Annotated in this window: 21 protein-coding genes; 3 read left to right on the forward strand and 18 right to left on the reverse strand. The window is 72.3% G+C overall.

The genetic code is table 11. From position 1 onward, the window contains the following. Nucleotides 1–109: 109 nt before the first annotated feature. The 10 genes from C1N81_RS14005 to C1N81_RS14050 form a co-directional block, all read right to left on the reverse strand. Nucleotides 110–1,957 carry a gamma-glutamyltransferase family protein gene (locus tag C1N81_RS14005; protein ID WP_394429137.1) on the reverse strand — a complete coding sequence of 616 codons (1,848 nt, stop codon included), beginning with the start codon at nucleotides 1,955–1,957 and terminating at the stop codon, nucleotides 110–112. Nucleotides 1,958–1,965: 8 nt separating this feature from the next. Continuing rightward, nucleotides 1,966–2,991 (reverse strand): ABC transporter ATP-binding protein, encoded by a 1,026-nt coding sequence (locus C1N81_RS14010; protein ID WP_394429138.1) that lies wholly within the window; start codon nucleotides 2,989–2,991, stop codon nucleotides 1,966–1,968. Further along, entirely contained in the window at nucleotides 2,988–4,001 is a 1,014-nt protein-coding gene (locus C1N81_RS14015; protein WP_394429139.1) for an ABC transporter ATP-binding protein, read from the reverse strand. Before C1N81_RS14015 ends, C1N81_RS14010 begins: the two co-directional genes overlap by 4 nt. Continuing rightward, nucleotides 3,998–4,873, reverse strand: a complete 876-nt coding sequence (locus C1N81_RS14020; protein WP_394429140.1) for an ABC transporter permease — start codon at nucleotides 4,871–4,873, stop codon at nucleotides 3,998–4,000. The genes C1N81_RS14015 and C1N81_RS14020 overlap by 4 nt, the downstream gene beginning before the upstream one ends. Further along, entirely contained in the window at nucleotides 4,870–5,823 is a 954-nt protein-coding gene (locus C1N81_RS14025) for an ABC transporter permease (protein WP_394437939.1), read from the reverse strand. The genes C1N81_RS14020 and C1N81_RS14025 overlap by 4 nt, the downstream gene beginning before the upstream one ends. A 71-nt stretch (nucleotides 5,824–5,894) precedes the next feature. Beyond that, nucleotides 5,895–7,463, reverse strand: coding sequence for an ABC transporter substrate-binding protein (locus C1N81_RS14030; protein ID WP_394437942.1), 1,569 nt, complete (start codon nucleotides 7,461–7,463; stop codon nucleotides 5,895–5,897). Between the two features lie 290 nt (nucleotides 7,464–7,753). Next, a complete protein-coding gene (locus tag C1N81_RS14035; RefSeq protein ID WP_394429141.1) occupies nucleotides 7,754–8,155 on the reverse strand; it encodes a cold-shock protein in 402 nt (133 codons plus the stop codon). Nucleotides 8,156–8,337: 182 nt separating this feature from the next. Continuing rightward, entirely contained in the window at nucleotides 8,338–8,733 is a 396-nt protein-coding gene (locus C1N81_RS14040) for a DUF4232 domain-containing protein (protein WP_394429142.1), read from the reverse strand. A 9-nt stretch (nucleotides 8,734–8,742) separates the two neighbouring features. Continuing rightward, on the reverse strand, nucleotides 8,743–9,390 hold the full coding sequence (locus tag C1N81_RS14045; RefSeq protein ID WP_394437944.1) for a response regulator: 648 nt from the start codon (nucleotides 9,388–9,390) through the stop codon (nucleotides 8,743–8,745). A gap of 50 nt (nucleotides 9,391–9,440) precedes the next feature. Beyond that, the gene (locus C1N81_RS14050) at nucleotides 9,441–10,670 is read right to left on the reverse strand and encodes a sensor histidine kinase (RefSeq protein ID WP_394437946.1); all 1,230 of its coding nucleotides are present in this window, start codon (nucleotides 10,668–10,670) and stop codon (nucleotides 9,441–9,443) included. A gap of 309 nt (nucleotides 10,671–10,979) precedes the next feature. On the opposite strand from C1N81_RS14050, the gene C1N81_RS14055 reads away from it, so the two are divergent. From C1N81_RS14055 to C1N81_RS14065, 3 genes are all read left to right on the forward strand, one after another. Beyond that, complete coding sequence (locus C1N81_RS14055) at nucleotides 10,980–11,984, forward strand: carboxymuconolactone decarboxylase family protein (protein ID WP_394429143.1); 1,005 nt, start codon at nucleotides 10,980–10,982, stop codon at nucleotides 11,982–11,984. After that, the gene (locus tag C1N81_RS14060; RefSeq protein ID WP_394429144.1) at nucleotides 11,981–13,027 is read left to right on the forward strand and encodes a class I SAM-dependent methyltransferase; all 1,047 of its coding nucleotides are present in this window, start codon (nucleotides 11,981–11,983) and stop codon (nucleotides 13,025–13,027) included. The genes C1N81_RS14055 and C1N81_RS14060 overlap by 4 nt, the downstream gene beginning before the upstream one ends. A gap of 130 nt (nucleotides 13,028–13,157) precedes the next feature. After that, on the forward strand, nucleotides 13,158–13,835 hold the full coding sequence (locus C1N81_RS14065; protein WP_394429145.1) for a hypothetical protein: 678 nt from the start codon (nucleotides 13,158–13,160) through the stop codon (nucleotides 13,833–13,835). A gap of 33 nt (nucleotides 13,836–13,868) precedes the next feature. On the opposite strand, the gene C1N81_RS14070 is transcribed toward C1N81_RS14065, so the two are convergent. The 8 genes from C1N81_RS14070 to C1N81_RS14105 form a co-directional block, all read right to left on the reverse strand. Then, nucleotides 13,869–14,597: an aspartate/glutamate racemase family protein gene (locus C1N81_RS14070; protein WP_394429146.1), complete on the reverse strand. Its 729-nt coding sequence runs from the start codon at nucleotides 14,595–14,597 to the stop codon at nucleotides 13,869–13,871. Nucleotides 14,598–14,654: 57 nt separating this feature from the next. Next, nucleotides 14,655–16,145, reverse strand: coding sequence for an NCS1 family nucleobase:cation symporter-1 (locus C1N81_RS14075; RefSeq protein ID WP_394429147.1), 1,491 nt, complete (start codon nucleotides 16,143–16,145; stop codon nucleotides 14,655–14,657). 201 nt (nucleotides 16,146–16,346) lie between these two features. Beyond that, the gene (locus C1N81_RS14080; protein WP_394429148.1) at nucleotides 16,347–16,931 is read right to left on the reverse strand and encodes a dihydrofolate reductase family protein; all 585 of its coding nucleotides are present in this window, start codon (nucleotides 16,929–16,931) and stop codon (nucleotides 16,347–16,349) included. Between the two features lie 31 nt (nucleotides 16,932–16,962). After that, nucleotides 16,963–18,483, reverse strand: coding sequence for an NCS1 family nucleobase:cation symporter-1 (locus C1N81_RS14085; RefSeq protein WP_394429149.1), 1,521 nt, complete (start codon nucleotides 18,481–18,483; stop codon nucleotides 16,963–16,965). Between the two features lie 51 nt (nucleotides 18,484–18,534). Continuing rightward, a complete protein-coding gene (locus C1N81_RS14090; protein ID WP_394429150.1) occupies nucleotides 18,535–19,557 on the reverse strand; it encodes a TIGR03842 family LLM class F420-dependent oxidoreductase in 1,023 nt (340 codons plus the stop codon). 11 nt (nucleotides 19,558–19,568) lie between these two features. Next, complete coding sequence (gene hydA / locus C1N81_RS14095) at nucleotides 19,569–20,969, reverse strand: dihydropyrimidinase (protein ID WP_394429151.1); 1,401 nt, start codon at nucleotides 20,967–20,969, stop codon at nucleotides 19,569–19,571. Nucleotides 20,970–20,994: 25 nt separating this feature from the next. Further along, complete coding sequence (locus tag C1N81_RS14100; protein ID WP_394429152.1) at nucleotides 20,995–21,837, reverse strand: nitrilase-related carbon-nitrogen hydrolase; 843 nt, start codon at nucleotides 21,835–21,837, stop codon at nucleotides 20,995–20,997. A gap of 122 nt (nucleotides 21,838–21,959) precedes the next feature. After that, the gene (locus C1N81_RS14105; protein ID WP_394429153.1) at nucleotides 21,960–23,519 is read right to left on the reverse strand and encodes a PucR family transcriptional regulator; all 1,560 of its coding nucleotides are present in this window, start codon (nucleotides 23,517–23,519) and stop codon (nucleotides 21,960–21,962) included.

Here is a 23,519-nt window from a genome sequence, read left to right on the forward strand (position 1 = left end):
AACACGCGCCACTGACATCGCGTACTGATCGGATGAACTGTGGGTGGAATCACCATGAAATCGGCGTTCCTCGTGAAGCCGGTGATTCCACCCACGGCGCATGCACGGCTCAGCGTCCGACCGCGTACCCCTGCATCCCGCGCGGGTTCGCCGCCGCCGACAGGACGCCGGTGCGCGGGTCGCGGGCGACGGCGCACAGACGCCCCTCCGACCAGGCGTCCCCGACCGTCACGTCGTGGCCGCGGCGGCGCAGCTCGGCGACGACCTCCTCGTCCATCCGCGACTCGACGGTGACCGACCCCGGCCGCATCCCGCGCGGGAAGAAGGAGCCGGGGAAGGAGTCGTTGTGCCAGTTCGGGGCGTCGATGGCGCCCTGCAGGTCGAGGCCGCCGCGGACCGCCGGGCGCAGCGCCACGGAGAGGAAGAAGTGCAGCTGCCACTGGTCCTGCTGGTCGCCGCCGGGCGTGCCGAACGCCATCACGGGGACGCCGTCCTTCAGGGCGAGCGACGGGGTGAGGGTGGTGCGGGGGCGGCGGCCCGGGGTGAGCGAGTTCGGCAGCCCCTCCTCCAGCCACGTCATCTGGAGCCGCGTGCCGAGCGGGAAGCCCAGCTCGGGCACGACCGGGTTGGACTGGAGCCAGCCGCCGGACGGGGTGGCGGCGACCAGGTTGCCCCAGCGGTCGACGATGTCGAGGTGGCAGGTGTCACCCCTGGTCAGCCCGTCGCTGTCCACGTCGGGTTCGCCGGGCACCGGGGACGTCGGGCTCTTGGCGACGGTGGGCTCACCGGCGCCCGCGACCCCCATCGCGTCGAATCCGGGCTCCCCGGCGGCGACGGCGCTGGCGTGCGCGCTGAGCCGCGGCTCGCCGGGAGTGGCGAGCGGGCGGCCGGGCCGCAGCTCGTACGAGGCCTTCCGCGGGTCGATCAGGGCGCGGCGCGCGGCGTTGTAGTCGTCCGAAAGGAGCGCGTCCACCGGCACGTCCTCGGCGTCGCCGTACCAGGCCTCCCGGTCGGCCATGGCGAGCTTGCAGCCCTCGACGAGCAGGTGGACGTAGTCGGCGGAGCCGTAGGCGGGCAGCTCGGGCGGGAGCAGGGCGAGCTGCTGGAGGAAGGCGGGGCCCTGGCTCCAGCCGCCCGCCTTGCAGAGCGTCCAGCCGTTCCAGTCGTAGGTCGCCGGGGCCTCGTACGTCGCTTCCCAGGCGGCGAGGTCGGCGAGGGTGAGGGTGCCGGTGTGCCGCTCGCCGCTGGTGTCCTTGGTGGGGCGCCCGGCCTGGCGGACGAGCGCCTCGGCGATGAAGCCCTCGCGCCAGATCCGCCGCGCCTCCTCGATCTGCGCGACGCGGCCGTCACCCACCTGCCCGGCCTCCGCTATGAGCCGCTTCCAGGTCGCGGCCAGCCGAGGGTTGCGCAGGAGTTCGCCGGGGGCGGGGGCCTTGCCGTCGGCCAGGTAGACCTCGGCCGACGACGGCCACTCGGTCTCGAAGAGCTCCCGCACCGTCTCGACGGTCTCACCGACGCGCTCCACGGGCGCGTGGCCGTCCTCCGCATAGCCGATGGCGTACTTCAGGACGTCGGCGAGGGACTTCGTGCCGTAGTCCTTGAGGAGGAGCATCCAGGCGTCGAAAGCGCCGGGAACAGCGGCGGCCAGGGGGCCCGTGCCGGGCACGAGGTCGAGGCCGAGCGACGTGTAGTGGGCGACGGTGGCCCCGGCGGGCGCCACGCCCTGGCCGCACAGGACCCGGACATCGCCGCCGGCCGGGGCGAGGATGATCGGCACCTCGCCCGCGGGCCCGTTCAGGTGCGGCTCGACGACGTGCAGCACGAAGCCCGCGGCGACGGCGGCGTCGTAGGCGTTGCCGCCGTCCTCCAGGACCGCCATCGCGGACTGGGAGGCGAGGTAGTGCGTGGAGGACACCATGCCGAAGGTGCCCTGGAGGGTCGGCCGGGTGGTGAACAAGAAGGCTCCTAGCGGGTGGCGGTGCTGGTGTTCGGGATCGTACGAGAGGGGGCCCCGGCGGCATCGGGGGCCGTGCCGTCGTCGGCCACCAGGTGGCAGGAGACCTCGCGGCCGCCGTTCAGGGTGCGCAGGGCCGGGATCTCCGTGCGGCAGCGCTCCACGGCGAGCGGGCAGCGCGTGTGGAAGCGGCAGCCGGGCGGCGGCGCGAGCGGGCTGGGCAGTTCGCCGCTGAGGACGATGCGTTCGCGGGTGCGCTGGGCGACCGGGTCGGGGACGGGCGCGGCGGACAGCAGGGCCTGCGTGTAGGGGTGCTTGGGGTCGGCGAACAGCTCCTTGGTGGGGGCCTGCTCGACGATCTGCCCGAGGTACATGACGGCGATGCGGTCCGCCAGGTACTCGACGGCGGCCAGGTCGTGCGTGATGAACAGGCAGCCGAAGCCGCGGTCGCGCTGGAGGTCGGCGAGCAGGTTCAGGACGCTGGCCTGCACGGAGACGTCGAGGGCGGACGTCGGCTCGTCGGCGACCAGGAGGTCGGGGTCGACGGAGAGCGCGCGGGCGATGGAGATGCGCTGGCGCTGGCCGCCGGACAGCTCGTGCGGATGCCGGTCGGCGTGTTCGGGGCGCAGCCCTACTTGCGCGAGAAGTTCGGCCACGCGCGCGTGGGCGGCCTCCTTCTTCGCGATGCCGTGCAGGCGCAGCGGCTCGGCGACGATCTGGCCGACGGTCATGCGCGGGTCGAGCGAGGACGACGGGTCCTGGAAGACGAGGTGGAAGTCCTTGCGCAGGGGGCACAGGGCGCGGCGCGACATGGTGGTCACGTCGGTGCCGTTGATGCGGACGGTGCCGCCGGTGGGCTCGTCGAGGCGGACGGCGCACCGTCCGACGGTCGACTTGCCGCTGCCGGACTCGCCGACGAGGCCGACGACCTCGCCGCGCCCGACGGTCAGGGTGACGCCGTCGGCGGCGCGCACGGTGCCGCCCGCGCCCGCGAAGTGCCGCTCCAGAGCGACGAGTTCGAGTACCGGGGTGCTCATGAGGCGGCCTCCTGAAGGGTGTGCGGGTGCCAGCAGGCGGCACGGTGGGCGGCGCCCGCCCCGGCGTCGGCGGCGACGGCCTCGAAGTCGGGACGGCTCCCGGTGCAGGTGGCGTCGGAGCGGGCGCAGCGGGGCGCGAACGTGCAGGCGTCCGGCTGCTCGTCGAGGCTCGGCACCAGGCCGGGGATCTCCGGCAGGCGCTCCTTGGCGGCGCCGGGGCGCAGCACGGCGGAGAGCAGCCCGCGCGTGTACGGGTGCCGGGGCGCGGCGAACAACTCGTCCACCGGCGCCTGTTCGACGGGGCGGCCCGCGTACATGACGAGGACGCGGTCGGCGATGTCGGCGACGACGCCGAGGTCGTGCGTGATGAGGACGATGGCGGTGCCGAGGCGGTCGCGCAGGGACTGGAGGACTTCGAGGATGCCCGCCTGCACGGTCACGTCGAGGGCGGTGGTGGGTTCGTCGGCGATGAGCACGGACGGGTCGCAGGCGACCGCGATGGCGATCATGACGCGCTGGCGCATCCCGCCGGACAGCTGGTGCGGGTACTCGTCGACGCGCTGGGCGGGTGCCGGGATGCCGACGAGGTCGAGGAGTTCGACGGCACTCGCGCGTGCCTCCTTCTTGCTCAGCCCCTGGTGGCGGCGGAGCACCTCCCCTATCTGCCGGCCGATGGTGAGCACCGGGTTGAGGCTGGTCATCGGCTCCTGGAAGATCATCGCGATGTCCTTGCCGCGGATCCGCCCGTACGCCTTGTCGTCGGCGCCCGCGAGTTCCCGCTCGCCGAGCCGGACGGAGCCGGTGATGTGCGCGGTGGGCGGGAGGAGCCCCATGACGGCCATGGAGGTGACGGACTTGCCGCAGCCGGACTCGCCGACGACGGCGAGCACCTCGCCCGCGTGCAGGTCGTAGGAGAGGTGGTCGACGGCGTGGACGGCGCGGGTGTCGGAGAGGCCGTTTCGGAAGGTGACCGACAGGTCGCGCACGCTCAGTACGGGGTCGGGGCTCATCGGGTGGCTCCACGGGGGTCGAGGACGTCGCGCAGGCCGTCGCCGAGCAGGTTGAACGCCAGGGTCGCGGCGACCACGGCGAGGCCGGGGAAGACGGCCATCCAGGGCGCGGGCGCGAGGAAGGACTGGGCGGAGGAGAGCATCACGCCGAGCGAGGGATCGGGCGGCTGCACCCCGAGGCCGAGGAAGCTGAGCAGCGCCTCGCCGAGGATCGCGGCGGGGATGCCGACGGTGGCCTGCACGGTGAGGGCGGAGGTCGCGTTCGGCAGGATGTGGCGGAAGAGGACGGTGCCGTCACCGCCTCCGTTGGCGACGGCGGCGGCCACGTAGTCGGCGTGCTTGAGGCGGAGCGTCTCGGCGCGGGTGATCCGGATGACGGCCGGGATCTGCGAGATGCCGATGGCGAGGGTCGCGTTGGTCAGGGACGGGCCGAGGACGGCGGCGAGCCCGACCGCCAGGACCAGGAACGGGAAGGCGAGCATCGTGTCGGTGATCCGCGAGACGACGCTGTCGGTGAACCGCCCGTAGAAGCCCGCGAGCAGGCCGAGCGGTACGCCGATGACGAAGGCGAACACCACCGCGAGGACCCCGACCTGCATGGAGGCGCGCGCCCCGTAGACGACGCGGGAGAGCTGGTCGCGGCCCAGGTCGTCGGTGCCGAGCCAGTGGCTCGGGCTCGGCGCGGCGAGGACGTCGTCGAAGTCGGGCCGCGCGGGGTCGAACGGGGCGACGAGCGGGGCGAGCAGCGCCGCGAGCACGAAGACGGCGGCGATGACGGCGCCGGTCATGGCCAGCTTGTTCCTGCGCAGGGCGCGCAGTCTGCCGCTGCCCGCGGCGCGGGCCCGTATCCCTGTGAGGGTGAGCGTGGTCACCGGGCACCTCCGAGCCGGATGCGCGGGTCGATGACCGAGTACGCCACGTCGACCAGCAGGTTGATGAGGATGTAGGCGGCGGAGGTGCACAGCACCACGCCTTGCAGGGTCGCGTAGTCGCGGGTGAAGACGGCGTCGATGGTCAGCTTGCCGAAGCCGGGGAGCACGAAGATCTGCTCGGTGACGACCGCGCCGGAGATCAGGTGGCCGAGCTGGAGCCCGAGCACGGTGACGACCGTGACCAGCGAGTTCCTCAGCGCGTGGCCGCCGATGACCGCGCGGCGCGGCAGCCCCTTGGCGCGGGCGGTGCGCACGTAGTCGGCGGAGAGCGAGTCGAGCATCGCGGCGCGGGTCTGGCGCATGACGACGGCGGCGAGCCCCGAGCCGAGGACGATCGCGGGCAGCACCATGCGGCGCAGGTTGTCGAGGGGGTCGGCGCCGAAGGGCACGAACCCGGACGCCGCGAAGACCGGCAGGGCGATCGCGAAGGCCAGGACGAGCACGATGCCGAGCCAGAAGGTGGGGATGGACAGGCCGAGCAGGGCGAGGGCGTTGGCGATCCACTCGGCGGGCTTGCCGCGCCGGACGGCCGCGACGATCCCGGCCCCGATGCCGAGCACGATCGCCAGCAGGAGCGAGAGCGCGGCGAGTTCGAGGGTGACGGGCAGGGCCTGGCCGATGGCGTCGGCGACCGGGAGGCCGGTGCGCGAGGAGGTGCCGAGGTCGCCCTGAACGGCGTGGCCGATGAACCGCGCGTACTGGATGACGACGTTGTCGTCGAGCCCGTACTCGGCGCGGATCGCGGCCAGCGCCTCCGGGCTGCGCTCCTCACCGGCGAGGGCGAGCGCGGGGTCGCCGGGCAGGGCGCGGATGCCCGCGAAGACGACGATCGAGACGAGGAAGAGGGTGATGACGGACTGCCGCAGCCGGGTCAGGACGTACGCGGCCATGGGGTGTCCGGCGAGCGGCTTGCCGCCGCGCTGCGGCAGTGCGGCTTTCCCCGGTGTGGCCTGGGCGGTCGTCACTTGGCGTACCCCGCATCCTTCACGCGCACGAGGCCGTCGCCGTAGACGCGTACGCCCGCGACGTCCTTCCCGGCGACGACGTAGTTCTTCTGGCGGTAGAGGTAGATCAGGGCGTGGGCGTCGTTGACGCGGCGGGTCAACTCCGCGTAGATCCGGGCGCGTTCGGCCGGGTCGGCCTCGGTGCGGCCGCGCTCGACGAGGGCGTCGATCTTCGGGTCGGAGAGGCCGTAGGCGTTCATGGCGCCGCGTGTCCGCAGGAAGCTGGCGATGTTGCCGTCCGGGTCGAGCCGTCCGGACCAGCCGCTGTTGAACGCCGTGTAGTGCCCGTCGTCGGTCTCTTCGAGCATGGTGGCGTACTCGGTGGGGCGCAGGGTGACGGCGAACCCGGCGTCCTTGGCCATGGCCTGGACGACCTGGCCGATGCGGCTCCACTCGGGGGTGGTGGAGATCTTCAGCTCGACGGGTACGGGGGTGTGGACCCCGGCCTGCTTCAGCAGCCGCTTCGCGGCGGGGACGTCGCGCTTGGGGCACGCGGACGGCTTGCGGCCGGGGGCGAGCGCGGACTCCGGTGAGACGGGGCCGCAGGCGGGCTCGTACATGCCCTGGAAGACGACCTTGTTGATGAGGTCGCGGTCGATGGCCAGCTCGAACGCCTCGCGGACGCGGACGTCGCGGCCCATCGGGGTGTCGATACGGCCGGGCTTCGCGCCGAGCCCGCCCACGTTCCCGACGTTGATGCCGATGCCCTGGTAGCCGAGCGAGGGCGAGTTGAAGAGCTGGAGCTTCTTGTCGGTCAGGGCGCTCTTCACGTCGACGGGGGCCATCTGGTCGCCGATCTGGAGGTCGCCGGAGCGCAGGTTGGCGAGGCGGACGCTGCCGTCCGGGATCGGCTTGTAGATCACCTTGTCGAGGTGGACGGCGTCCGCGTCGTAGTAGCGGGCGTCCTTCGTGAGGACGATGCGGTCGCCGCCGACGCGCTCGGCGAACTTGAACGGGCCGACGCAGGACGGGTGGTTGGTGAAGTCCTTGCCGTACTTCTTCAGCGCGGCCGGCGACATGACCATGCCCGCGCGGTCGGCGAGCACCGCCGTCAGCGGCACGTACGCCTGCCTGAGGGTGAGGCGGACGCGGTACGGGCCGGTGGCCTCGGCGCCCTCCAGCGGGGTCAGCTCGGTGGCGCGGGCCGATCCGGCGAGGTCGCGGTGGCGCAGCAGGGAGGTGACGACGGCGGCCGCGTCGAGCTTCGTACCGTCGCTGAAGGTCGCGTCCCCGCGGACGTCGAAGGAGACGGTGCGGCCGTCGGCGGAGACCTTCGGCAGGGCGGTCGCGAGCTGCGGAACGATCTTGCCCGCCGCGTCGACGTCGTAGAGCTTCTCGCACATCCCGGCGAAGACGGTGCGGCCCACGAGGGTCTGGGCGAGGGTCGGGTCCAGCTTGTCGGGGTCGGCGTTGAGGGCGACGGTGAGCGTGCCGCCGTCGCGGACGGGACGGTAGTCGGTCATGCGCTCACCGCCGACCTCGGTGGCCGAGGACTGCAGGGAGCCGCAGCCCGCCGTCGTGGACATCACCAGGGCAAGCGCAACTGCCGCGAGGGCACCAGTTGTTCGGCGCACGAGGGCACCCTCCCGAGCCTGTGGGCGATCAAGGAATACCGCAGAACGTATTTCGCATACAGTCCGCAGGACAAGGGGGTTGTCCGGATGGCGGACCGGAATCGATGAAGTTTGGATGACCGGACGAGACACAGAGATGTCCGGACGAGACATAGAGGGGCACAACGACCGGGGCCCGGACCGAGTACGTCGACTCGGTCCGGGCCCCGGAACGTCTCAGGCGCGCCTCAGCGGCGCCCGGTTCAGCTGTCCACCCAGCCGTGCTTGCGCCCGCTCTGCACCAGTTCGCGGCGGACCGCCAGGATCTGCTCCCCGGTCAGCGAGGGCGCGGCGCGCAGCAGCAGCTCGGTGACCTCGTTGGTGAACTCGTCGACGCGCAGCACGTCGCACAGCACGTCGTCGCCGTCGACCGGGTTCCGTCCCGCCGTCGGCGCCGGGGTGCCCTCGGCGAGCTGGACCGACGACGCCTTCGGGCCGCGGTCGCCCTCCTCGATGTCGAACTCGACCTTCAGCCCCGTGCGCAGGTACGACTCGGGGATGAGGAGATCGTTCACATGCAGGAAGACGTCCTCACCGCCGTCGTCCGGCGCGATGAACCCATATCCGCGCGCTCCGTCGAAGCGCACCACACGACCAGCGACCACGTCGACCCCCAACCACCACGGCGGACCCCATGTCCGCGTTCCTCTGCACCGTGTGCGGATCCTAGCGGGCGGCGCTCACCCCGCGCGCCAGGCGGTCGTGCCGAGCCTCCCCGTGCTGCCGAGGTCGAGCCCGCCGTCCGGGGCGACGGTCGCGGTGCCGCAGCCGAGGGCGGGGTCGACGACTACCCGAACAGGGTGAAGGTGGCCTTCCCGCAGTTGGTGAGCGTGACGGTGAGGGCGCGCAGCCCCATCGCGGCTTCGACGTCACCCGCCGTGACGCGCATACCGGAGTCGGGGCAGGGTCCGGACACGGCCGGGGCGGCCGGTGCGGAGGCGGCCGGTGCAGAGGCGCCCGGACGGCGGGCTTCCTCGACGTCGATGCTTCCGTAGGGCGCCGGGGTGGCGGTGTCCAGGGAGTCCGCGTGGACGCGGTAGTCGTCGACGCGGGCGCGGGCGTCCGCCGTCGCGGCAGGGGCGGACGGCGTCGGCGTTCCACACGCCGCGACCGCCGCGACGAGCAGCGCCGTCACCATGAGCCCCACGGCGCGCACGGCCGACGCCTTCCCCTTGATCGTCATGGCGTGATCCTACGCACGGCCGCGCACGGAGTCCGGCGTGCGGGCGGCGACGAGCCCCGACTCGTAGGCGAACACGACGAGTTGGGCCCGGTCGCGGGCGCCGAGCTTGGTCATGGCGCGGCTGATGTGGGTCTTCGCGGTGAAAGGGCTGATCACCATGTGCGCGGCGATCTCCTCGTTGGTGAGGCCGCGCGCGGCGAGGGCGGTGACCTCCCGCTCGCGCGGGGTGAGGCACTCCAGGCCGGGCGCGGTCGCCCGGTCCGGCGGGCGGGCCACGAAGGCGCCGATGAGGCGGCGGGTGACGGACGGCGACAACAGCGCGTCGCCGCGCGCCACGACCGCGACCCCGGTGAGCAGGTCCTCCGGTTCGCTGTCCTTCAGCAGGAACCCGGACGCGCCCGCGCGCAGCGCCTCGAAGACGTACTCGTCCAGGCCGTAGTTGGTGAGCATGACGACGCGCACGGCCGCGAGCGCGGGGTCCCCCGCGATCCGCCGGGTCGCCTCGATGCCGCTGACACCGGGCATCTGCACGTCCATGAGCACGACGTCGGGCACGCGCTCCCGGACGAGCCGCACCCCTTCGTCCCCGCCCGCGGCCTCCCCGACGACCTCGATCCCGTCCTCGGCGTCGAGCAGCGCGCGGAAGCCGGCGCGCATGAGCGCCTGGTCGTCGACGAGGACGACGCGGATCGCGGGGCGGGGGTGGTTCACGGGGTGGCCGCCTCGCGCTCGGGCACCGGGACTCGTGGGGCGCCGGGGCCCGGTGGCTCTCCGCCGAGCGGCAGACACACCCGAACCTCGAACCCGCCGCCCGCACGCGCCCCCACGGTCAGCGTGCCGCCCAGGGCAGCGACCCGTTCCCGCATCCCCGTCAGGCCCGTGCCCTCGGTGACCGGCCGGGACGGGGACGCCGTGCCGGTGTCGGTCACGCTGACCGTCAACTCGGCTTCGCCGTGGTTCAGTTGTACGTCGGCCCGTGCCCCGCGACCGGCGTGCCGGGCCACGTTCGTCAGCGCCTCCTGGACGATCCGGTACACGGCCCGGTCCAGCGCGGCGGGCAGCGCGCGCTCCGGCCCGGTGACGGTGTGGTCGACGGGGACGCCCGCCGCGCGGGCGCGTTCGACGAGGGTCGCCAGGTCGCCGGTGGGCTCGTCGGTGCGCAGGACGTCCAGCGTGGCCCGCAGTTCACGCATCGCCTCGCCGCTCGCCTCCTGGATGGCGAGGAGCGCGGGCGGTATCTCCTCACCGCGCTTGCGTGCGAGGTGGACGGCGACCCCGGCCTGGAGCTTGACGATCGAGATGCTGTGGGTGAGGGAGTCGTGCAGTTCACGCGCGATGCGCAGCCGTTCCTCACCGGCGCGGCGCAGCGCCGCCTCCTCGCGGGTCCGTTCGGCCTCCAGGGCGCGCTGCTCGGTCTGGTGGAGGTACGCCTGCCAGTTCTTGTCGGCGAGCCCGGTCACGACGGCGCACAGGAACCAGCCCGCGAGCAGCATCCCGCGCGTGGTCGCACCATCGGCGGCGAGCGCGTCCCGCGTGACGTAGACGGCGAGGAACGCCCCGGCCACGGCGGCGCCGATCCCCCGGTGTCCGGCACGGGACGCCGTGTGCACCGCCGCGACGACCGGGAGCGCCGCGAGGGTGCCCGGGTGCGCGTGCACGACATAGGCCGTGGTCAGGGCCGCCGTGGCCAGCAGGACCGCGCGCGGCGCCCGGCGATGTCCCGCCAGGGCCAGCGCCGCCGCCCCCATCAGCGCGTAGTCGAGCGCACCCGCCCGGCCGTCGCCACCGAGCGGCGCCCCGAGCACGACCACCACACAGGCCACGACGGCGAGCACCGCGTCCCCGAGATACGCGCGCCGTCCGGTCGACGGGGCCGACGCACCGGACGTCCGGCCCGCCACCGCTCCCCCGTCCGCCACCACACCCCGGCCCGCCATCACTCCCCCATCCGCCACCACACCCCGGCCCCTCACCGCTCCCCCGCCGCCCGTGCCCCCACTCACACCCGAACCCGCGCCCGTGTCCTCGTCCACCCCCGAGCCCCCTCCCCTCCGGCCGGTTCCCCGTGTGCTTCGCACCCTAGAGCGCCGCACTGACAGTGGCGTCCGTCCCGAGAACGGCACCGGGCGCCCTCCTACTCCCCCGGGAGTAGGCCGAGTTGGGATCCGGCGTACGACGCCCGAGTACGGGGCGCCGGGCGAGGGTGGGCGGCATCGCAGCGAGTGAACACGGCCGAAGGAGCCCGTATGTCCGGTCCGTACCGCTACACCGCGCCACCGTCGCTCAAGTCCGCCACCGGCACCGCGGCCGCCGTCTGGGCGCAGACGGCGACCGACTTCGGCATCGCCCGCCCCTCGACCCTGGTCGTCCTCTCCTCGGCGCCCGAACTACTGGCGCCCGCCTGGGCGTTGCTCCGCGAGTCCCTGATCGCGGGCAGCGGTGGACGGACCGACCGCGAGCTGGTCGCGGCCGGGGCCTCCCTCGCCAACCGCTGCCCGTTCTGCGTCGACGCGCACGCCGTGCTGCTGCACGCCACCGGCGACCCCGCGCTCGGCGAGGCGGTGGCCCGCGACCGGGCCCCGGCCGACGCCCGCGCGGCGCGCCTCCTCGCGTGGGGGCGCGCCACGCGCGTGCCGGGCTCCCCGGCGCTGACGCCGCCGCCGTTCGCCCGCGCCGACCTCGCCTCGCACATGGGCACGGCGCTGACCTTCCACTTCATCAACCGGATCGTCTCCGCGCTGTGCACCGAGAATCTGCTGCCCGCCGGCGCCCAGCGCGTGAAGGCGGTCCGATCCCTGGTCGGAAGGAGCGTGTCCCGCGTGGTCCGCGCCGACCACGCCCCGGGCGCCTCGCTCGCCCTGCTCGACTCCCCGGGCCCGGGGCCGGCCTGGGCGGTGGGCACCTGTGTCGGGCCCGCCTACGACGCCCTGCGCACGGCGGCGACGGCGGGCGCGGCCCTCCTCGACGACGCCGACCTCACCCTCGTACAGGACACGGTGGCGCGCTGGGACGGCTCGCATCCCGCGCCCCACTGGCCGGACCTTCCGGGCCGCGCCGAGCGTCCCGGGGCCCGGCTCGCGCTGCTCGCCGCGCTGGCGCCGTACCGGATCACGGACGAGGACGTGGCGGCGTGGCGCGCGCGGCCGTTCTCCGACGACTGCCTGGTGCGTCTGATCGCCTACGGGGCGTTCGCCGCCGTGGACCGCATCGAGTCTGCCCTGCCCGTCACCCACCTCATGGAGACCCGATGACCCCGCGGCCCCCGCTGCCCCCGCTGCCTCCGCTGACCCCAGTGACCCCGGTGACCCCGACGACGCCCACGACGCCCACGACGCCCGCGACACCCACGACACCGGCCACCGCCCCCGTCGCCAACCTCCGCCAGGAGCTCGCCTGGAACGGCCCCCTGGGCCGGCACTGGGCCGCCCACGACCGCCGTTTCGACGCCATGCTCGGCGACGCCGACGCCGCCCTGTTCGAGGCCGCCGCGATCGCCCCCGGCGACCGCGTCCTGGACATCGGCTGCGGCGCGGGCGCGACCACCCGCACGGCCGCGCTGCTGGCGGCGCCGGGGCACGCGGTCGGCGTGGACCTGTCGGCGCCGCTCGTCGCGCGGGCCCGCGCGCGTACCGCCGAGCAGGGCGTGCGCGGGGCGACGTACGAGATCGGCGACGCGCAGACGTACCCGTTCCCGCCGGGCACCTACGATCTCGCGCTCAGCCGGGGCGGCGTGATGTTCTTCGAGGACCCCGTGGCGGCGTTCGCGAACGTGGCGCGCGCCCTGCGCGAGGGCGGCCGGCTCGCCTTCGTCTGTCCCCGCCGGACGGGCCCGGAGACGGAGGAGGGCGCGGTGCTCGCCCGCTTCGCGCGCCGTCTCGCGGAGGGCACCCGGGACGCGCCGCCCGCCGAGCCCGACCCGGAGGCGCGCGCGGCGGGCACCGCGATGGCGTCGCTGTCCGAGCCGTACCGGATCCACGCCGCCCTGCACCGCACGTTCCACCGGATCGCCATCGCCCCGGTCGACGTCACGACCCGGTGGGGCGACTCGCCTGCCGACGCCGTCGATTTCCTTCTCTCACGCACCTCGCACACCCCAAGCACCTCACACCCCTCGCGCACCTCGCACACGCCAAGCACCTCACACACCTCGCGCACCCCCGGCCGGGGCGTGTCCGCTCGTACGCGCGCCGCCCTGGAGGCCACGCTCCGCCCGTACGCGACCGCGAGCGGCGTACGGATGCGTGCGGGTGTCTGGGTGGTCACGGCCCTGCGCCGGGACGACGCGGGCGGGTGAGCCGGGCGCGGGCTCCGGCGCGCGGTGCCGGTGTGTGATGCGGGGGTGACGGAAGTGGCGGTATCGCCGCACAGCAACTCATGTGAAACTGGCCTCCCCCACCGCCCCACTGACGTAAGGGACGTACGCCGTGCGTTCTCTCCCGCTGCCGGTCATGCTGACCGCCCGGCTCCTGCCGGTCGCCCTGCTCGCCTGTGTGGGCTGGGCCTGGTCCACGGGCCCGATGTCCGACTCCGACGGCAAGGAGCACAAGGACGCCGCGCCGCGGCCGACGGCGTCCGCGTCGCCCGGTCCGAGCGAGAGCGTGGCGGTCAAGACGTACGCGAAGCCGCCCGCCCCCTGCGACACCGTGACCGACAAAACGGTCAAGTCGCTCGTACCGGGCGCGAAGACGGCGGGCAAGGAGCTGACGGCGACCGACGAGGCGGTGCGCCGCGGCTGCTCCTGGAGCGCGCTCAAGGGGTACGACTACCACTGGCTCGACGTCTCCTTCGAGGTCAAGGACTCCGACGCGCTCGCGGAGCAGTCGTACACGTCCGGCGACAAGGGGGACGGCACGCCGCAGAAGATCGGCGACGCCGCGCGCCTGACCTCGGCCCTCACCACCAAGGACAAGCAGAAGACCCGCGAGGCCGTGGTGACGGCCCGGGCCGCCAACGTCCTGGTGACCGTCACCTACAACGGCAGCGACTTCGAGTCCAAGGGCGCGCCGTCCGCCGAGACGATCGGCAAGGGCGCGCTCCAGGCGGCCCAGGACGCCGTCACCGCCCTGCGCGCGACGGGCACGGACGCACCGGCCGCCTCCTGACCCGCTCCGGCCCGGTCCGGCCCGGTCCGGTGGTCAACCGCCGATGAACGGCGGCCAGTTGAGGATCTTCTTCTCGCGGGGCGGCGCGTACGTCCGCACCTTCGACGTGGTGAGTCCGAGCCGTACGAGCGACTCGGCGACGGTGACGGCGGCGGCGACCCCGTCGACGACCGGGACGCCGGTGCGCGCCTTGACCCGCTCGGTGAGTTCGGCCATGCCGCCGCAGCCGAGGCAGATCACCTCGGCGCGGTCGATCTCGACGGCGCGGGCGGCTTCCTCGACAATGGCCTCGACGGCGGCGTCGGGGTCGCGTTCGAGGTCGAGCACGGCCATGCCGCTGGCCCGTACGGAGGCGCACCGGTCGGTGAGCCCGGCGATCTTCAGCCGGTCCTCGATGAGCGGCACGGCCCGGTCCAGGGTGGTGACGACGGAGTAGCGGTGGCCGAGGTACTGGGCGGTGGAGGCGGCGGCCTCGGTGATGTCGACGACCGGTACGGAGAGGATTTCCTGGAGGCCCTCGCGCCCGTGCTCGCCATACCCGGCCTGGATGACGGCGTCGAACGGCTCGGGGTAGGCGCGCACCGTCTCCATCACGGCGATCGCGGCGAGATAGCTCTCGTAGTTGCCCTCGACGGACTCGGCGCCGAACGCCGGGGTCAGGGCCACGATCTCGGTGCCGGGCGCGGCGACGGACCGCGCCTGGGCGCCGATGGCGTCGGTCATCGTCCCGGTGGTGTTGACGTTGCAGACGAGTATGCGCATGGTGGTGCTTTCTGTGCGGATGATGGTCGATCCCAACTGCCGTGCCTCACACCGGATTCAGGCGGACTCGACCGCGAGCGCCTCGCCGTCCACGTCGTGCGCGGTGCGGCTGCGGTCGGCGAACACCACGTAGAGCAGGGCGGCGAGGCCCGCGCCGATGAACCAGGAGAAGCCGGAGACGGGCTCGAAGAAGGGCACGAGCGCGACGACGACGGCCACGGCGGCGGCGGGCCCGAAGGCGCCGACGGCGCGCAGGTGGAAGCCGGAGCGGTAGTGGTAGTCGCCGTCGGCGGCGTCGGTGTAGAGGGCGGGGACGTTGACGCGGGTCCTGCGCACCAGCCAGTAGTCGGCCATGACGACGCCGAAGGCGGGGCCGAGGAGGGCGCCGAGGCCGCCGAGGAAGTAGTTGACGACGGTGGGGCTGTTGTACAGGTTCCACGGCAGGATGACGAGGCCGATGACGGCGCTGACCAGGCCGGCCTTGCGGAAGTCGAGCGTGCGCGGGAAGAGGTTGACCAGCGCGTAGATCGGGGCGACGAAGTTCGCGAGCAGGTTCACCGCGATGGTCAGGGTGATGAAGGCGAGCGAGGCGAGCACCATCAGCGTGGTGCTGGGGATGGTGGCGACGATGTCCTCGGGCCCGGTGACGACGTGCCCGTCGAGCTTGAACTGGCCGCCGGAGAGGACGACCACGATCCCGGCGAAGAAGAGCATGTTGAGCGGGATGCCGACGAGGTTGCCGACGACGATGGCGCGGCGGCTCTTGGCGGAGCGCGTGAAGTCGCAGAAGTTCAGGACGAACGTGCCGTAGATGACGACCCAGAGAGCGGCGCTCTCGAAGACCTGCCGCCAGGCGTCGAGGCCGGTCGGCGCGTGGCCCGTGGAGACGGCGATGGACAGGTCGGTCTTGCTGAGTATCCAGATGGCGAGGCCGCACATCGTGATCAGGATGGCGGGCGCGGCGAACGCCATGTACTTGCGGATCAGCTCCATGCCGTAGCTGACGATCACGACCTGGACCGCCCAGAGCGCGACGAAGGTGATCCAGCCGAGCGTCGACAGGCCCAGGACCGAGTTGTGGTCGAGCGAGGCGGCGCCCGGCGCCAGCTTCTTGATCACCGCGCGGAGCACCGAGGCCGCGAGGTAGGTCTGGATGCCGAACCAGGCGATGGCGACGATGCCGCGCACCGCCGCCGGGAGCTGCGCGCCCTTGGTGCCGAAGGAGATCCGGCTCATCACCGGGAACGGGACGCCGGTCTTGTGGCCCATGTATCCGGAGAGCGTGAGCAGGCCGAACAGCAGGGCCGAGGCGATGGCGAAGGCGATGAGGATCTGCCAGACGCTCATCCCGAGGGCGAAGAGGCCCATGGCGAACGCGTAGTTGCCGAGGCTGTGCACGTCGTTGCCCCACAGCGTGAAGACGTTGTACGCGCCCCAGCGGCGGCCCGCCCTGCGAGTGGGCGCGAGGTCCGGACTGTAGAGCCCGGGGCTGGTCCCGTCAGGACCGGCGGCTGCGGCTGTGGAGGTCTGTTCGTGCACGGCGACCATGACGCGCTCCTCTGTCTGAATGCGCCCAACTCGTCCGGCGAAAACGGGACATCGGGGCACACGCCTCCGCGAGAGCGGCGGCGCGCTCTCACGGCTTTGGTATACCAATACGGCGTGTGAAAGGCATCCGTCAATGGAACGCGTCAGGGGAATCCGACATTCAACTACCGGGAACACCGCCGCGGCCGCACGGCGTACACGTCAGCGCGCGGGTCGGCGCACGACCTCGAGGACGTTCTTCTGCAGCCCGTTCGCGTACGCCTCGTACTCGACGAGCTTCAGCTTCTGCTTGTCCCTGTCGGCATCGCTGAACAGGCGTTTTCCCGCGCCGAGCAGCACCGGGAAGATCAGCAGGTGGTAGCGGTCGATGAGGCCCGCCGCCGACAGGGACCGGTTGAGCGAGGCGCTGCCGTGGATGATGACCGGCCCGCCGTCGGACTCCTTCAGGGCGGCGACGTCGTCGAGCGAGCGCAGGATCGTGGTCGGGCCCCAGTTGTCCACCAGGGCGTCCTCGCCGAGCGTCGTCGACACGACGTACTTCGGCATCACGGCGTACTCGGCGAACTCCTCCATCGTGGGCCAGAGCGGGCTGAACGCCTCATAGCTGACCCGGCCGAGCATCATCGCGGACGCTTCCTTCTGCTCGCGGCCCTTCAGCTCGTATGCCTCGGGGCGGAACTCGAGGTCCTTGTGGGTCCATCCGGCGTTGCGGTACCCGGACTCGCCGCCCGGAGCCTCCATGACCCCGTCGAGCGAGACGAACGCGGTGCTGATCAACGTACGCATCTCTGTCCTCCTGCACCGTGGCCAGGGCGTGTCATACGTGCCGCGACCCACGATGCCGCCCGGCGCCCATGAGCACCAGATACACACAGAGCGACGCGGCGAGACCCACGGCCCACCCGTAGTCGGCCAGCGGTTTCAGAAGGGGGACGAGGCCGTCCGTGGGGAACGGGCCCGCCTTGTTCCCGTCCTCGTCGACCGTGGAGTACGAGCCGCCGACCGCGAGCAGTCCGCCGACGGCGAAGGCGACGACGGCCCGCCAGTTCCAGCCGCCGGAGTACCAGTAACGGCCCCCGGCCACATACAGGTCGGCGAGGTGCAGCACGGTCCGCCGGACGAGCCAGTAGTCGGCGATGAGAATGCCGGCGACCGTGCCGAGGAGACCGCCCACCACACCGAGCCAGGTGAAGATGTACAGCTCGGGCGTCGAGGTCAGCTTCCACGGCATGACCAGGACACCCACGACGCCGGTGATGATCGCGCCCGTGCGGAAGGTGATGAGCTTGGGGGCGAGGTTCGCGAGGTCGTACGCGGGTGACACGACGTTCGCCGCGATATTGACCGAGATCGTCGCCACGAACACCGTGACCAGCGCGAACAGCAACCCGAAAACGCTGTCCGTCTTGCCGGCCAGCTCGACCGGGTCCCAGATCGCGACCCCGTAGACCTTCTCCGAACCGGCGGTGACGAGGACGGACATCAGCGCGAACAGCGTCATGGTGGTAGGAAGCCCCAGCGTCTGGCCGACCACCTGCGCCCGCTGTCCCTTCCCGAACCGGGTGAAGTCCGGGATGTTCAGCGACAGCGTCGACCAGAAACCGATCATGCCCATCAGGCCGGGGAAGAAGACCTTCCAGAAGTCGGCGCCCCAGCCGACCTTCGACGGCTCGTGCAGCAGCGGACCGAAGCCGCCCGCCTTGTGCGCGATCCAGACGAGGAGCACCAGCGCGCCGACGAGCACGAAGGGCGCCGCCCAGTTCTCGAACCGGCGCAGCGTGTCCATCCCCCGGTAGATGATGGCCAGTTCGAGCACCCAGAAGATGCCGAAGCAGAGCCACAGCGTCCACGGGTAGCCGCCGATCCTCGCCGCGTCGGCCCAGCCGCCGAAGATCTTGCCCAGGAGGACGAAGATGCCCTGGCCGCCGATCCACGTCTGGATGCCGAACCAGCAGCAGGCCACCGCCGCGCGCACCATCGCGGGCAGGTTCGCCCCGCGTATCCCGAACGAGGCGCGGGCCAGGACCGGGAAGGGTATGCCGTACTTCGGCCCGGCGTGCCCCGTGAGCAGCATCGGGAGCAGCACGATGATGTTGGCCAGGGCGATGGTGAGCACCGCCTGCTTCCAGTCCATGCCGAGCGCGACCAGGCCCGAGGCGAGCGTCCAGGACGGGATGCAGTGGGCCATGCCGATCCACAGGGACACGAAGTTGTAGGTGGTCCAGCGGCGCTCGGCGAGCGGGACGGGGCGCAGATCCTCGTTGAAGTAGCGGCTGTCCGCCGGGAAGGCGTCGGCCTCCAGGTCGGCCGCGCGGACGGGCGGGGCGGTGTCGGTCATGGCAGTCCGTTCAGTTCGTTCAGTTCGTTCAGTTCGTTCCAGGAAGACGGTTCATGCGTCGAGCACCGGGATCACGTCCCGGCCGTACCGGTCGATCACCGCCTCCTTCGCGTCGTGCATGGCGTACAGGGCGAACTGGTCGACGCCCAACTCCCGGAGCGAGCGCAGCTTTTCGACGTGTGCGGAGGCCGGGCCGATCAGGCAGAAGCGGTCGACGATCTCGTCCGGCACGAACGCCGTGTCCGGATTTCCCGAGCGGCCGTGGTGCGCGTAGTCGTAGCCTTCGCGCGCCTTGATGTACTCGGTCAGCTCGTCGGGGACCATGCCGGAGTGCGCGCCGTACTTGGAGACGAGGTCGGCGACGTGGTTGCCGACCATGCCGCCGAACCAGCGGCACTGCTCACGCGCGTGGGCGAGTGCTTCCGGTGAGTCGTCGTCGGTGACGTACGCGGGCGCCGCGACACAGATCTTGACGTCCGCCGGGTCACGGCCCGCCGCGACCGCCGCGTCCCGCACCGCCTTCACCATCCACTCCGTCAGGAACGGATCGGCGAGCTGGAGGATGAACCCGTCGGCCTCCTCACCGGTCATCTTCAGCGCCTTCGGCCCGTACGCGGCCATCCAGACGGGCAGTTCGGCACCCTCCCGCACCCAGGGGAAGCGGACGACCGCGCCGCCCCCGAGGTCCGCCTCGTCGCCCCGGCCGAGCGCCCTGATCACCTTCATCGCGCCGCTGATCCGGGCCAGGGTGTTCGGGGTGCGGCCGGCGACACGCATGGCGGAGTCGCCGCGCCCGATGCCGCAGACGGTGCGGTTGCCGTACATGTCGTTGAGGGTGGCGAAGGTCGAGGCGGTGACCTCCCAGGTGCGGGTGCCCGGGTTGGTGACCATCGGACCGACGGTCAGGCGCTCGGTCTCCGCGAGGATGCGGCTGTAGATGACGAACGGCTCCTGCCACAGCACGCAGGAGTCGAACGTCCACCCGTAACGGAACCCGGCCCCTTCCGCGCGTTTCATCAGCTCCACGACCGCCGAGGCCGGCGGGTCCGTCTGCAGGACGAGTCCGAAATCCATGGTGGCCCCTCTCAGTACTGACAGGTGGAGCGCGGGGTGTACGCGCCGTGCCCGGCGCGCCCGGTGAACTCCCGCTCGGTAACGACGAGTTCGCCGCGCGACAGGACCGTCTCGACCCGGCCGGTCAGCCGCTTGCCCTCGTACGCCGAATAGTCGACGTTCATGTGGTGGGTCTCGGCGCTGATGGTCTGCTCGGCGGCCGGGTCGTAGATGACGATGTCGGCGTCAGCGCCCGGCGCGATGGTGCCCTTCTTCGGGTACAGGCCGAACATCCGGGCCGGTGCCGCGCAGGCGATCTCGATCCAGCGGCGGCGCGAGATGTGCCCGTCGATGACCGCCTGGTGCAGGAGGTCCATCCGGTTCTCGACGCCCGGCATCCCGTTGGGGATCTTCGAGAAGTCGCCGCGCCCCAGCTCCTTCTGGCCGGTGAAGCAGAAGGGGCAGTGGTCGGTGGAGACGACCTGGAGGTCGTTGGTGCGCAGGCCGCGCCAGAGCGCCGCCTGGTGCTCCCTCGGCCGCAGCGGGGTCGAGCACACGTATTTCGCGCCCTCGAAGTCCGGCTCGGCGAGGTTGTCGGTGGACAGGAACAGGTACTGCGGACAGGTCTCGCCGAAGACCGGCAGGCCCTCGTCGCGGGCGCGTGCCAGCTCGGCGACCGCCTCCTGCGCGGAGACGTGCACGACGTACAGCGGTGCCCCCGCCACCTGCGCCAGCTTGATCGCGCGGTGCGTGGCCTCGGCTTCGAGCAGCGCCTTCCTGACCTCCCCGTGGTAGCGGGGGTCGGTCTCGCCGCGCGCGAGGGCCTGCCGCACGAGGACGTCGATGGCGATGCCGTTCTCGGCGTGCATCATGATCAGGCCGCCGTTCTCACTGGCGCGCTGCATGGCCCGCAGGATCTGCCCGTCGTCGGAGTAGAAGACGCCCGGATAGGCCATGAACTGCTTGAAGGAGGTCACGCCCTCCTCCACCAGGAGGTCCATCTCCTTGAGCGTCTCGTCGTGCACATCGGAGACGATCATGTGGAAGCCGTAGTCGATCGCGCACTTCCCGTCGGCCTTGGCGTGCCAGGCGTCGAGGCCCTCGCGCAGCGAGTGCCCGACGGACTGGATGGCGAAGTCGACGATGGTCGTGGTGCCGCCCCAGGCCGCCGCCCGGGTGCCCGTCTCGAAGGTGTCGGCGGCGAAGGTGCCGCCGAACGGCATCTCCATGTGGGTGTGCCCGTCGACCCCGCCCGGGATGACGTACTTCCGGCTCGCGTCGATGACGCGGGCGTCCGTCCAGGACGCGGCGGTGTCGCTGCCACTGGCCGCGAGGGCCACGACCCGGCCGTCCTCGACGAGGACATCGGCGTGCATCTCGTCGGCGGCGGTGACGACGAGTCCGCCGCGGACGACGGTACGGACGGCGCTCATGTGCTCCTCCAGGAACGGGACGGAACTACGGGCGGGTCAGCGGCTCGTACGCCTGCGGGGCGCGGTCGCGGTAGAACTGCCAGCGGTCGCGGACCTCGCGCAGCTTGGCGATGTCGAGGTCGCGGACGACGAGTTCGGGCGCCTTGTCGTCGGCGACCTCGCCCACGAACTGGCCCTCGGGGTCGACGAAGTAGGAGGTGCCGTAGAAGTCGTTGTCGCCGTACTCCTCGACCCCTACGCGGTTGATGGCGCCGACGAAGTACTCGTTGGCGACGGCGGCGGCCGGCTGCTCCAGCTGCCACAGGTAGCGGGACAGGCCCCGGCTGGTGGCGGACGGGTTGAAGACGATCTGCGCGCCTTCGAGGCCGAGCGCGCGCCAGCCCTCGGGGAAGTGCCGGTCGTAGCAGATGTAGACGCCGATCTTGCCGACGGCCGTGTCGAAGACGGGCCAGCCGGAGTTCCCGGGCCGGAAGTAGAACTTCTCCCAGAACCCCTTGACCTGCGGGATGTGGGTCTTGCGGTACTTGCCGAGGTAGGAGCCGTCGGCGTCGATCACGGCGGCCGTGTTGTAGAGGACGCCGGGCTGCTCCTCCTCGTACATCGGCAGGACGAGGACCATGTGGTGCTCGCGGGCCAGTTCCTGGAAGCGGCGCACGATCGGACCGTCCGGGATCGCCTCCGCGTACGCGTAGAACTCCGGGTCCTGCACCTGGCAGAAGTACGGGCCGTAGAACAGCTCCTGGAAGCAGAGGACTTGGGCGCCTTGCGCGGCGGCGTCGCGCACGGCCTGCTCGTGCGCCTTGATCATGGATTCCTTCTCACCGGTCCAGGCGGTCTGGAAGATCGCGGCGCGGATCACGGGGCTCATCGGAACCTCCTGAGGGGGGTACGCGGTGTGCTGACGACGATAGGAATTCCGGCCGTGACCGCCGAGTCGCACCGTGTCACGTCGTCGGGCGCGCGGCGTTGCACCGTGTCACGTTCCCCGGGTCACGTGCCGTGCTGGGCGTCGTGCGCGAGCAGCGCGATGTGGACGGAGGCGGCCTGCTCGAAGTCGTCGAGGTCCATGCCGAGCAGCGCCTCGATGGTCTCCAGACGGCGGTAGAGGGCGGGGCGGCTCATGTGGTGGAGATGGGCGGTACGGGACTTGTTGCGGCCGGTGGCGAGGTAGGTGCGCAGGACCGGCAGCAGTGTCTCGGCGTCGTCGGCGCGCAGCAGCCCGTCCAGCTCCCGCTCGGCGAACGACTGCACGCGCGGGTCGTCGCGCAGCAGCCGGACCAGTCCGCGCAGCCGTACGTCACCGAGCCGGACGACGGCGGGAAGGCCCGGCGGCGCCCCGGCGACGGCCTCGGCGACGTGCAGCGCCTCGCGCAGCCCGTCGGGCACGTCCTCCCAGGCGGGGCGGGCGGGCCCGGCGGCGACGACCGCGCGCCCCTTCCCCGTCTCGGCGCGCAGGCGGGACGCGAAGCGGTCGGTGAGCGCCTCGGCGGCCTGGTCGCGGGCGAGGCTGAGGAGGACGGCGACAGCGCCTTCGGCGACCTCGGCGACGAGTCCGGGCAGGCCCAACAGGCGCAGGACGCGGTCGAGTTCGGCGGGCTCGCCGTCGCGGACGACCAGCGGGACGAAGGTGCGCCGGTTGACGGGGAGCCCCGCCGCCCTGGCGCGGGGCAGGAGGTGCCGGGCCGGGACCACGCCGGAGAGCAGGTCGGCGAGGAGGCACTGGGCGGACTGTTCCTCCCAGCTCGGCGCGGAGCCGGACAACATGCGGTGCAGGACGAGCGCCTCGGCCGCGCGGTCGGCGAGCAGGCGGCCCGAGGGGCCGTCGCCGCGGTAGCCGCACAGGACGACCGAGCCCCAGCGTTCGCCCCGGCCGCCGAGGTCGGCGCGGAGCCAGCCCTGACCGTCGATCTCGCCGGGCCGGCGGGCGATACGGTCCCAGTCGCGCAGCACGTCGTCGACGGCGGGGCGCTCCCCGGCCGTGGCGAGGACGCGGTGGGCCAGGTTGGTGACGACGACCGGGCAGGCGCTGTGCGCGGCGATCTCGTCGAGCAGGCTCTGCAACGGCGCTCCGGCGGTGATCAGGCCGGTGAGCGCGGTGCGGATGCCCTCGGAGAGGCTGACGGCCGCGTACTTGCGGCGGACCAGGCGGGACTGGACCTCCTCCGTCAACTCGGCGAAGGGGAACGGGCGGTGCAGGACCACCATCGGGAGGCCGTGGCGTTCCGCCTCGCGGCGCATGTCCTCCGGCGGTGCGGGAAAGGCGCGGCCGAGGCCCAGGACGAGGGCCGCGGCCTCCGCCCTGTGCAGCGACCGGATGTACTCGGTCTGGCTGCGGACGTCGCCCGCGAGCAGGACGCCCGTGGTCAGGATCATCTCGCCGCCGGTGAGCATGACGCCGACGTCCGCCGCCTCCGCCACGTGGACCCAGCGGACGGGGTTGTCGAGGTGGGCCGCGGCGGCGACGACCTCCGGTTCACCGGCCGCGATTCTGTCCAGGGCGAGGATCTGGCGGATGGAGAGGGAGTGGTCGAAGGGGGCTGTGAGGGTCAT

Source organism: Streptomyces sp. SGAir0957, assembly GCF_043523415.1.

Excerpts from the sequence above, each read along its gene's own strand:
- C1N81_RS14050 (WP_394437946.1), bottom strand. The coding sequence starts at position 10,670 with ATGGCGGGCCGGGGTGTGGTGGCGGACGGGGGAGCGGTGGCGGGCCGG.
- C1N81_RS14090 (WP_394429150.1), bottom strand. The coding sequence starts at position 19,557 with ATGGATTTCGGACTCGTCCTGCAGACGGACCCGCCGGCCTCGGCGGTC.
- C1N81_RS14080 (WP_394429148.1), bottom strand. The coding sequence starts at position 16,931 with ATGCGTACGTTGATCAGCACCGCGTTCGTCTCGCTCGACGGGGTCATG.
- hydA (WP_394429151.1), bottom strand. The coding sequence starts at position 20,969 with ATGAGCGCCGTCCGTACCGTCGTCCGCGGCGGACTCGTCGTCACCGCC.
- C1N81_RS14060 (WP_394429144.1), top strand. The coding sequence starts at position 11,981 with ATGACCCCGCGGCCCCCGCTGCCCCCGCTGCCTCCGCTGACCCCAGTG.
- C1N81_RS14045 (WP_394437944.1), bottom strand. The coding sequence starts at position 9,390 with ATGCGCGCCGGCTTCCGCGCGCTGCTCGACGCCGAGGACGGGATCGAG.
- C1N81_RS14085 (WP_394429149.1), bottom strand. The coding sequence starts at position 18,483 with ATGACCGACACCGCCCCGCCCGTCCGCGCGGCCGACCTGGAGGCCGAC.
- C1N81_RS14070 (WP_394429146.1), bottom strand. The coding sequence starts at position 14,597 with ATGCGCATACTCGTCTGCAACGTCAACACCACCGGGACGATGACCGAC.
- C1N81_RS14025 (WP_394437939.1), bottom strand. The coding sequence starts at position 5,823 with ATGGCCGCGTACGTCCTGACCCGGCTGCGGCAGTCCGTCATCACCCTC.
- C1N81_RS14010 (WP_394429138.1), bottom strand. The coding sequence starts at position 2,991 with ATGAGCACCCCGGTACTCGAACTCGTCGCTCTGGAGCGGCACTTCGCG.
- C1N81_RS14105 (WP_394429153.1), bottom strand. The coding sequence starts at position 23,519 with ATGACCCTCACAGCCCCCTTCGACCACTCCCTCTCCATCCGCCAGATC.
- C1N81_RS14100 (WP_394429152.1), bottom strand. The coding sequence starts at position 21,837 with ATGAGCCCCGTGATCCGCGCCGCGATCTTCCAGACCGCCTGGACCGGT.
- C1N81_RS14030 (WP_394437942.1), bottom strand. The coding sequence starts at position 7,463 with ATGTCCACGACGGCGGGCTGCGGCTCCCTGCAGTCCTCGGCCACCGAG.
- C1N81_RS14055 (WP_394429143.1), top strand. The coding sequence starts at position 10,980 with ATGTCCGGTCCGTACCGCTACACCGCGCCACCGTCGCTCAAGTCCGCC.
- C1N81_RS14040 (WP_394429142.1), bottom strand. The coding sequence starts at position 8,733 with ATGACGATCAAGGGGAAGGCGTCGGCCGTGCGCGCCGTGGGGCTCATG.
- C1N81_RS14075 (WP_394429147.1), bottom strand. The coding sequence starts at position 16,145 with ATGGTCGCCGTGCACGAACAGACCTCCACAGCCGCAGCCGCCGGTCCT.
- C1N81_RS14015 (WP_394429139.1), bottom strand. The coding sequence starts at position 4,001 with ATGAGCCCCGACCCCGTACTGAGCGTGCGCGACCTGTCGGTCACCTTC.